Consider the following 8583-nt stretch of genomic DNA (forward strand, 5'->3'; position numbering starts at 1 on the left):
GCCAACGCGCTCGCGCCCGCACGCGTGCACGCGCTCGTCGCGCGCGCGGGCTGGCGCGAGCGGCGCGGCGACGCGGCAGCGGCGGCAACCGCGTACGGCCAGGCATTCGAGCTTGCGCAGGCGTTCGCGACCCCGCTGATCCTGCGCGACGCGGCGATCCCGTACGCGCGCTACCTGCTTTCGCACGGCGACCCCGATGCGGCGCGCCGGACGGCGAGCGTACTGGCGCCCCATGTCGAGCACGATTTCGCGAGCGCACTGATGCTCGCGCGTGTCGCCGCCCGGGCGGGCGATCGCGCGCTCGCGCGAACCTGCTTCGCACGCGCGCGCAGCCTCGCGGGGGAGCGCTGGTCGCCCGCGCTCGCGGCGGAGGCGGCCGCAGCGGACGCGATCGCGCCGGGCCCGGCCTGAGCGGCCACAATCATCGTTGAGCAACGGATTGCTGATGCTCGACTAATGCGCGCCACGGCGGCGGCTCCCATGCTCGCCGGCGGCACGCGGCCTCGCGCCGCCCGCCGTCTTGCGTGGACACGACCGAATCGAGGGGATCCCTTATGCATTTCCAGCAGAGCCGTCGGGCGTCACGACCGCGGCATTCCATCCACGAGCGCGCCGGGTTGCGCGGCGCGGTCGCGTTGGGCATCGCGTTGGCCACCGTCAGCGCCACGGGCGCCGCCGCACCGCGCGGTACCGGGATCGATCTTTCGGTGACGCTCGGTACCGATCTGTCCGAGGGCGCCTGTGGCGGCGCCACGCAGCTCGACGTGACCCGGCTCGACCCGGTCAATTTCTGCTACGTCGTGACCAACCATTCCCCGACGACGCTGGCCTGGCATACGCTCGCGGACGACGTCTCCGGCGTGCTGCTCAGCGCGGTGCCGATCGCGCTGCCGCCGGGCGCGAGCTACCAGTACAACCGCATCGTCACCGCCCGCGAATCGCAGGCGCCGGACACGCGCTGGACCGCCTACGACGTCCACCCCGGCTACGCGTTCGCTGCCAACCTGCCCGCGGGCGAGCGCATCTTCGCCGACGGTTTCGACGGCGCCGGCAACGGCGAGCCGGTCTACGACTTCGTCGACATCACCGGCATCGGCACGCCGCTCGGGCTCGAGGACGACGACAGCACCGCGGAAGTCGACGTCGGATTCCCGTTCACGTACTACGGCCTCACCGCCGATCGCCTGCGCGTCGCGTACAACGGCGGCATCCTGTTCGACCTCGATGCGGGCTGGTTCACGCCGCAGAACGAACCGCTGCCCGCCGCCGACGTCGGCGCAGCGATCCTGCCGTACTGGACCGACATCTACTACCAGCAGCCCGGCGACGGCGACATCTACGTCGCGACGCTCGGCACCGCGCCGAATCGGCGCTTCGTCGTCGAGTGGTTCAACCTGCCGATCATGATCGGCGGCATCCAGCAGGACAGCGCGACGTTCGAGGCGGTGCTCAGCGAAGGCAGCAACGAGATCCTGTTCCAGTATGCGGACACCGACGTCGGCGACCCGCTGCGCAACGACGGCATCACCGCGACGATCGGCCTCAACGCGCCCCCGGGCGTCGACGCCGCGCTGCAGTATTCGTACAAGAGCGCCTCGGTCGCAGCCGGCAGGGCCATCCTGTTCTCGCCGACGACGCCGCTCGCCTACAGCGCGACGTCGCAGGTCGTGCTCGACGTCGGCGTGCCGAAGATCGAGGTCACGCCGGCACGGCTGGACGTCGCCGCCGCCGCGGGCGCATCGACGGAAGCGACGCTCGACATCGGCAACGTCGGCAACCGGCCGCTGATCTGGAACATCGGTTCGTTCGCGAACGGCGCGCAACGGCCGCCGGCCTCGCGCTACACGGTTCCGCTCGGCGATCCCGCGGCGACGACGGCCGCGCCCGCACCGCGGCGCAAGTCGCACCCGCCGCGGACGCCCGCGCAGGCGCCGCGCGCCGAAGGCGTCGCCGCGTTCGCGATCGACTTCGACACGTCGTCGCTCGTGAGCCTCGACGCGACGCATCCCGACGCGATCACGCCCGTAGCGGGCGTCGGCGACCTCATCCTCACCGCGGGCGAGTTCGTCGACGAGGACTTCTCCCGGCTCTACGCGATCGACTACTACACCTGGCACCTGCTCACGCTCGACACGCGCGACGGCACCAGCCACGTGATCGGCACCGCGGTGCTGCAGAGCGGTGCGGGCATCAACTGGGGCGGACTCGCGTGGGACGCATCGACGGGCACGCTCTACGGCGTCGCGTACGCACCCGGCCGATTCGGCTACGACTCGTTCCTCTACACGATCGACCCGCTCACGGCCGCGACGACCCTGGTCGGGCGCATCGGCGGCATCGGCGATCCCGCCGACGGTACGCTCGTCGTCGACATCGCGGTCGACGCCCAGGGCGACATGTTCGGCGTGGACCTCGTCGCCGACGACTTCGTCGCGATCGACAAGACGAGCGGCAATGCGGCCGTCGTCGCCTCGCTCGGCTTCGACGCGAACTTCGCCCAAGGCCTCGACGTCGACGATTACACCGGCCAGCTCTACTACGCCGCGTTCAACAACAGCATCGGCGAGGCGCAGATGTACACGGTCGAGCCGTCGACGGGCGCGCTCACCCTCGTCGATGCGATCGGCGCGGACCCGACCCAGACGCAGCTCGCCGCGTTCTCGATCGCCCGCCTCGGCGGCGTATGCGCGTATCCGAACGACGTGCCGTGGCTCGCCTACTCGATCACGCGCGGATCCACCCCGCCCAGCGCGGTCACGGCCGTCAGCGTGAGCGTCGATGCGTCGACGCTCACGCCGGGCACATACCACGCGAACGTCTGCATCGCGAACAACGACCTCACGAACCGGCGCGTGGCGGTGCCGGTCACGTTCACGGTGAACTGACGCGAGGGCGGCGCCGCGCGATGCGGCGCCGCCTGCGTACGGATCAGGCGCCGTCGAGGCCGTCGGCGAAGATCGTGTCGCTGCCGTCGGGTGCGAATGTCGCGCTGACCGCACAGTCGGCGTGGATCGGATCGGTCGCGTAGGTACCGGCACCGCTCGGCGTGACGGTGCAGCTGTCGCCGACGACGCCGGCGACGACGTAGCCCGCGTCGGGCGTGACCGTCAACGTCGCGCTCACGCCCGCGTCGATCGCCTGCGTCGCGGGCGTGATCGTCCCGTTCGCGCCCGCGCTCGCGCTGACCGTCCAGGTGTCGATCGCGAAACTCGCGACGACCGTGCAGTCCGCGCCGATCGCGCCCGTCGTGTAGACCGCGCCGGCGAGCGAGCCCGCCGCGCAGGTGCCGCCGACCGGCGTGACGAGGTGGTAGTCGGCCGCGGGCGTGAGCGTGAACGCGACCGTCGCGCCGTCGGCGACCGACTGCGCGGTCGACGGCGAGATCGAGCCGTTGCCGCCGGCGACGCTCGGCGTGACCGTGTGGTTCGAGCCCATCGCGGCCTGTGCCGCGGCGAGCACGTCGATGCGACCCCAGCCGACCTGGTAATTGGGGTGGTCGGCCATCGTGAGGCCGCCACAGCCGGAGTTCGACGGATCGGTCACGCCCGCGGTGACCGCGGTGCTGCGCAGCAGGTCGCCGACCTGGTCCGGATGGCCCTTGAGCGCGGGATTCACCGACATCAGCAGCGCGGCCGCGCCGGCGACGTGCGGCGTCGCCATGCTCGTGCCGCTCTTGGTGCCGTAGCTCGTCGCGCTCGCATTGGTCGCCGAACGCGTGCTCACGCCGGGCGCCGACGCATCGGGACGGATGCGCGTGACGCCGCTGACCGGACCGCGGCTCGAGAACGACGCCATGCGGTCCTGGCTGTCGGTCGCGCCGACGACGAACGCGGAGTCGTAGATCGCGGGCGGATCGGTGATCGAGCCGCAGCCGGGTCCGTCGTTCGCGGCCGCAGCAGCGAAGAAGATGCCGCCCGCGACGACGTTGTCGACCGCGGTCTTGATCTCGGTGCCGGTGGTGCAGCCTTCCGACGGGATGCAGCCCCACGAGTTGCTGACCACGTCGGGCGCCTTGTCCGGATCGGGATTCTGCCCGGCGAGATCGGTCGGCGCGAGCATCCACTGCATGCACTCGATGTAGCGCGCGGGCGTGCCGTCGCCCGCGTTCATGTTGCGGCAGCCGATCCACTGCGCGCCGGGCGCGACGCCGATCTGGTTGCCGGCGCCGTCGTCGCCCACGAACGTGCCGACCGTGTGCGTGCCGTGGCTGTTGTCGTCGCACGGTGCCGGCGCGTCGTTGCCACACACGTTGCCGACCGAGTCGTGGATCGAATCGTGCCAGTTGTAGTTGTGGTCCGCGGTCGTGCCGTTCCAGCCGCGGTAATGCGGCTTCAACGCGGCGTGGTCCCAGCGGATGCCGGTGTCCTCGCCCGCGATGACGACGCCCTGCCCCGTGTAGCCGAGGGCCCAGACGCCGGGCGCATTGATCTTGTTGACGCCGTACTCGATCGCCTCGATCGCGTCGGGTTGCGCGGCATCGCCCTCATCGAGCGGCAACGCCTGCCGGACGTGCGGGTTCGCCTCGACGCGCGCGACATCGGTGCGCGTCGCGAGCGCGGCGAGATCCTCGCTCGACACGCGCGCCCAGACGAGATTGGAGATCCAGTACGCGCGATGCTCGATGCCGCGCGAGCGCAGCCAGGCGACGAGGTCGGCCTGCTGCGTCGTCGCGCGCGCGCGCAGCGCATCGACGAGCGCGCGGCGGCGCACGAGGTAATCGGTGTCGGCGCCGAGCGGCGCGAGCACGGGCGTGGCCTGGTCCGGCAGCACGATCAGCGCTTCGACGCGCCCGGATGCGTCGGCTTCGACCGCGAGCGAGGAACTGACCTGCGCGGCGAACGCCTGGCTGCACGCGAACGCGAGTGCGCACAGCGCGAGGCCGCGCGTGGAACGACGGAACGACGGGACACGATGGCGCTTCATGGATTCTCCCCAGCAACGACGATGGCGACCGGCAGGTCGGGTCATGGCGGGCGGCAACGCGCGCAACCGGGGTCCCCACGGCCCCGGTCGGCGTGCGGGCGTCGTCACCCCGGCCGAGCGCCCGAGTCTACCCGGCGCGGCGGCCTTGCGCAGTTTTCGCAACATACGCCGCAGGATCGTCGTGCGGCGGCGGTTGCCGCGGCGGCTCCCCGAAGGCGCGCGATCGCCCGGCGCGAAGGGTGCGCCAACGAAAACGCCCGCGACGTGGCGCGGGCGTTTCGAGCGGCGTGCGCGCGGTGCGCGCGACTCAGTCGATGTCGAGGAACGAGCGCAGCTGCTCCGAGCGGCTCGGATGGCGCAGCTTGCGCAGCGCCTTCGCTTCGATCTGGCGGATGCGCTCGCGCGTGACGTCGAACTGCTTGCCGACCTCTTCCAGCGTGTGGTCGGTGTTCATGTCGATGCCGAAGCGCATGCGCAGCACCTTCGCCTCGCGCGGCGTGAGGCCCGCGAGCACGTCGCGCACCGTCTCCATCAGACCGATATTGGTCGACGACTCGATCGGCGAAACGATGGTCGAATCCTCGATGAAGTCGCCGAGGTGCGAGTCCTCGTCGTCGCCGATCGGCGTTTCCATCGAGATCGGTTCCTTGGCGATCTTGAGCACCTTGCGGATCTTGTCCTCGGGCATCTCCATCTTGATCGCGAGCTCGTCCGGGGTCGGTTCGCGCCCCATCTCCTGCAGCATCTGGCGGCTGATGCGATTGAGCTTGTTGATCGTCTCGATCATGTGCACCGGGATGCGGATCGTGCGCGCCTGGTCGGCGATCGAACGCGTGATCGCCTGGCGGATCCACCAGGTCGCGTAGGTCGAGAACTTGTAGCCGCGGCGGTATTCGAACTTGTCGACCGCCTTCATGAGGCCGATGTTGCCTTCCTGGATGAGGTCGAGGAACTGCAGGCCGCGGTTGGTGTACTTCTTCGCGATCGAGATCACGAGGCGCAGGTTCGCCTCGACCATCTCCTTCTTCGCACGGCGCGCCTTCGCCTCGCCGATCGACATCGCGCGGTTGATCTCCTTGATGTCGGCGACGCCGAGGTAGAGGGCTCGCTCGATCGAGATGAGCTTCTCCTGTTCGGCGACGATCGCGTCGCGCTGCACCTTGACCGCGGGCGACCACTTCTGGCGCTTGCGCGCGAGTTCGTCCGCCCACTCGAGGTTGGTCTCGTTGGCCGGGAACAGCTTGAGGAAATCCTTGCGCGGCATGCGCGCGTGCTTGATGCACAGCTCGCCGATGACGCGTTCGTGGTTGCGGATGTTGTTGACGACGTCGCGCAGCTTCTTGACGAAGCCGTCGATCATGATCGCCGGCAGCTTGAGCTTGAGGAACGCCTCGGCCATCTCGTCGCGCAGCTTCTGCGACTTGCGGTCGGACGTACCGTACTTGTCGGCGGTCTTCTGGAACTTGGCGTAGATCTGCCGCAGCTCGTCCATGCGGCGCGCGACCTCGGCGAGGTCGAGGCCGACGTCGGCCGGATCGGACTCGTCGCCGCCGGCTTCCCCCTCGTCGTCCTCTTCGGCGACCGCGACCGCGTCCTCGGACGACTCGGCGACGACGACGTCGGGCTGTTCCATGTCGGCGAAGCCGGCGAGCACCTCGGACAGGCGCTTCTTGCCCTCCGTGTGCTGGTCGTATTCCTCGAGCAGCAGCTGGATCGACCATGGGAAGCTCGCCAGCGCGCTCTGCACCTGGTTGAGGCCTTCCTCGATGCGCTTGGCGATCGCGATCTCGCCCTCGCGGGTGAGCAGCTCGACCGTGCCCATCTCGCGCATGTACATGCGCACGGGATCGGTGGTGCGGCCGACCTCGGCATCGACCGCGCTGAGCACGGCGACCGCTTCCTCGGTCGCGGTATCGTCGTCGGTCGCGACCGGCGTCTCCGGCAGCAGCGTCTCGGTATCGGGCGCGACCTCGTGCACCTCGATGCCCATGTCGTTGATCATGCCGATGATGTCTTCGATCTGCTCCGGATCGACGATGTCGTCGGGCAGGTGGTCGTTGACTTCGGCGTAGGTCAGGTAGCCCTGCTCCTTGCCCTTGATGATCAGGGTCTTGATCTCGGACTGCTGCTCCTGGTTGTGCTCTGCGGCCATGTCGGTTCCGGAAAGATTCTGTACGGCAAAGGAAAAAGAGTATAGGAGCCGCGTCAAGGGCGCGGCCGGACGACGGCGCGAGGCACCTCGGGCGCCTGCACGGGTCTTCGGGATCCGGCGTCCTGCCGGCGGCTTCCGGCCGCGTGGGCCCGCGCGTGGCCGGGCCCATGACTCCTGATACGTAAAACGCCGCCAGTGTGGATCATTCCGGCGCCTCCGGACGGGCCTCGAGCCAGAACGTGACCGGGCCGTCGTTGACGAGGTGAACCCTCATATGGGCACCGAAACGCCCGGTTTCCACCCTTGGATGGCGCGATTTCGACAATTCGACCAGGCGCGCGAACCAGCGTTCCGCGTCGGCCGGCGCCGCCGCGGTCGAAAAGCCGGGGCGCGTGCCTGAACGCGTATCGGCGGCGAGCGTGAACTGCGACACCAGCAGCAGACCGCCGCCGACGTCCGCGAGCGAGCGGTTCATGCGCCCCTGCGCGTCGGCGAACACGCGATAGCCGAGCATGCGCTCGAGCAACCGTTCGGCCTGCGCCTCGCCGTCGCCGGGCTGCACCGCGACCAGCGCAAGCAGCCCCGCATCGATCGCGCCGACCGTCTCGTCGCCGACGTCGACGCGCGCTTCGCTGACGCGCTGGATCAGGGCGATCATGACTGCCTCACGCGGAAGGCCCTGCATGCTCGCCGTGCGCACGGCGACGGTCAATCGGTCCGCATCGCTTCCGCCGCACCCTTACAATCGCCGCCGCCATGTCGTCTCCCCCCTTGTCCTGGCCGGTTGCGCTGCTCTACGGCGGGTTGCGCCTCGTCGGCCTCTGCCCGCTCCGCCTCGTGCACGCGCTCGGCGGCGTGCTCGGCCGGCTGTCGTGGCTGCGCCACGGCCGCAGCCGTCGCATCGCCGAACGCAACCTGTCCCTCGTAATGACGCGAGAGAGCGCCGAAAACAGACAACGCGTCGCGCGCGCGAGCCTCGTCGAGACGGGCAAGGCGCTCGCCGAGGTCGCCAGGATCTGGGGCACTCGCCCCGCCGACGCGCTCGCGCTCGTGCGCGAGGTGCGCGGCCGCGCGCTGTTCGACGAGGCGCTCGCGGCCGGCCGCGGCCTCATCGTCGCCGCACCGCACCTCGGCTGCTGGGAGCTGCTCAACTACTGGCTCGCCGCGCAGACGCCGCTCGCGATCCTCTATCGCGCGCCGCGCCACGCCGTGCTCGAACCGCTGCTGCTGCGCGCGCGCGGCGCGCTGCCGGTCGAGCAGGTGCGCGCCGAGGGCGCCGGCGTGCGCACGCTGTACAAGCGCCTCGCCGCGGGCGGCGTCGTCGGCATCCTGCCCGACCAGCAGCCGCGCCGCGGCGAAGGCGTGCTCGCGCCGTTCTTCGGCGTGCCGGCACCGACGATGGTGCTGCTGCCGCGCCTGGCCGAGCGCACGGGCGCCTGCGTGCTGTACAGCTTCGTCGAACGCCTGCCGCGCGGCGCCGGCTTCCGCGTGCATTTCCTGCCGGCGCC

The 8583-nt window shown here is 70.3% G+C and carries 6 protein-coding genes; 3 read left to right on the forward strand and 3 right to left on the reverse strand.

Annotation, left to right across the window (positions count from 1 at the left end; translation table 11 throughout):
* Both VI238_RS15890 and VI238_RS15895 read left to right on the forward strand, forming a co-directional pair.
* Window positions 1–411 (forward strand): hypothetical protein (locus VI238_RS15890; RefSeq protein ID WP_331653118.1); only part of this gene is annotated, 411 nt, incomplete at its 5' end.
* A gap of 296 nt (window positions 412–707) precedes the next feature.
* The gene (locus VI238_RS15895; RefSeq protein WP_331653120.1) at window positions 708–2885 is read left to right on the forward strand and encodes a hypothetical protein; all 2178 of its coding nucleotides are present in this window, start codon (window positions 708–710) and stop codon (window positions 2883–2885) included.
* Between the two features lie 43 nt (window positions 2886–2928).
* On the opposite strand, the gene VI238_RS15900 is transcribed toward VI238_RS15895, so the two are convergent.
* From VI238_RS15900 to dtd, 3 genes are all read right to left on the reverse strand, one after another.
* Complete coding sequence (locus tag VI238_RS15900) at window positions 2929–4923, reverse strand: S8 family serine peptidase (protein ID WP_331653122.1); 1995 nt, start codon at window positions 4921–4923, stop codon at window positions 2929–2931.
* A gap of 307 nt (window positions 4924–5230) precedes the next feature.
* Window positions 5231–7075 carry an RNA polymerase sigma factor RpoD gene (rpoD, locus tag VI238_RS15905; RefSeq protein ID WP_331653124.1) on the reverse strand — a complete coding sequence of 615 codons (1845 nt, stop codon included), beginning with the start codon at window positions 7073–7075 and terminating at the stop codon, window positions 5231–5233.
* 202 nt (window positions 7076–7277) lie between these two features.
* Window positions 7278–7733, reverse strand: a complete 456-nt coding sequence (gene dtd, locus VI238_RS15910) for a D-aminoacyl-tRNA deacylase (protein WP_331653126.1) — start codon at window positions 7731–7733, stop codon at window positions 7278–7280.
* Between the two features lie 98 nt (window positions 7734–7831).
* Here dtd and VI238_RS15915 point away from each other — a divergent pair.
* The coding region (locus tag VI238_RS15915; RefSeq protein ID WP_331653128.1) for a lipid A biosynthesis acyltransferase at window positions 7832–8583 on the forward strand (752 nt) is incomplete at its 3' end.

The organism is Dokdonella sp. (assembly GCF_036518555.1).
Classification (GTDB): domain Bacteria; phylum Pseudomonadota; class Gammaproteobacteria; order Xanthomonadales; family Rhodanobacteraceae; genus Dokdonella_A.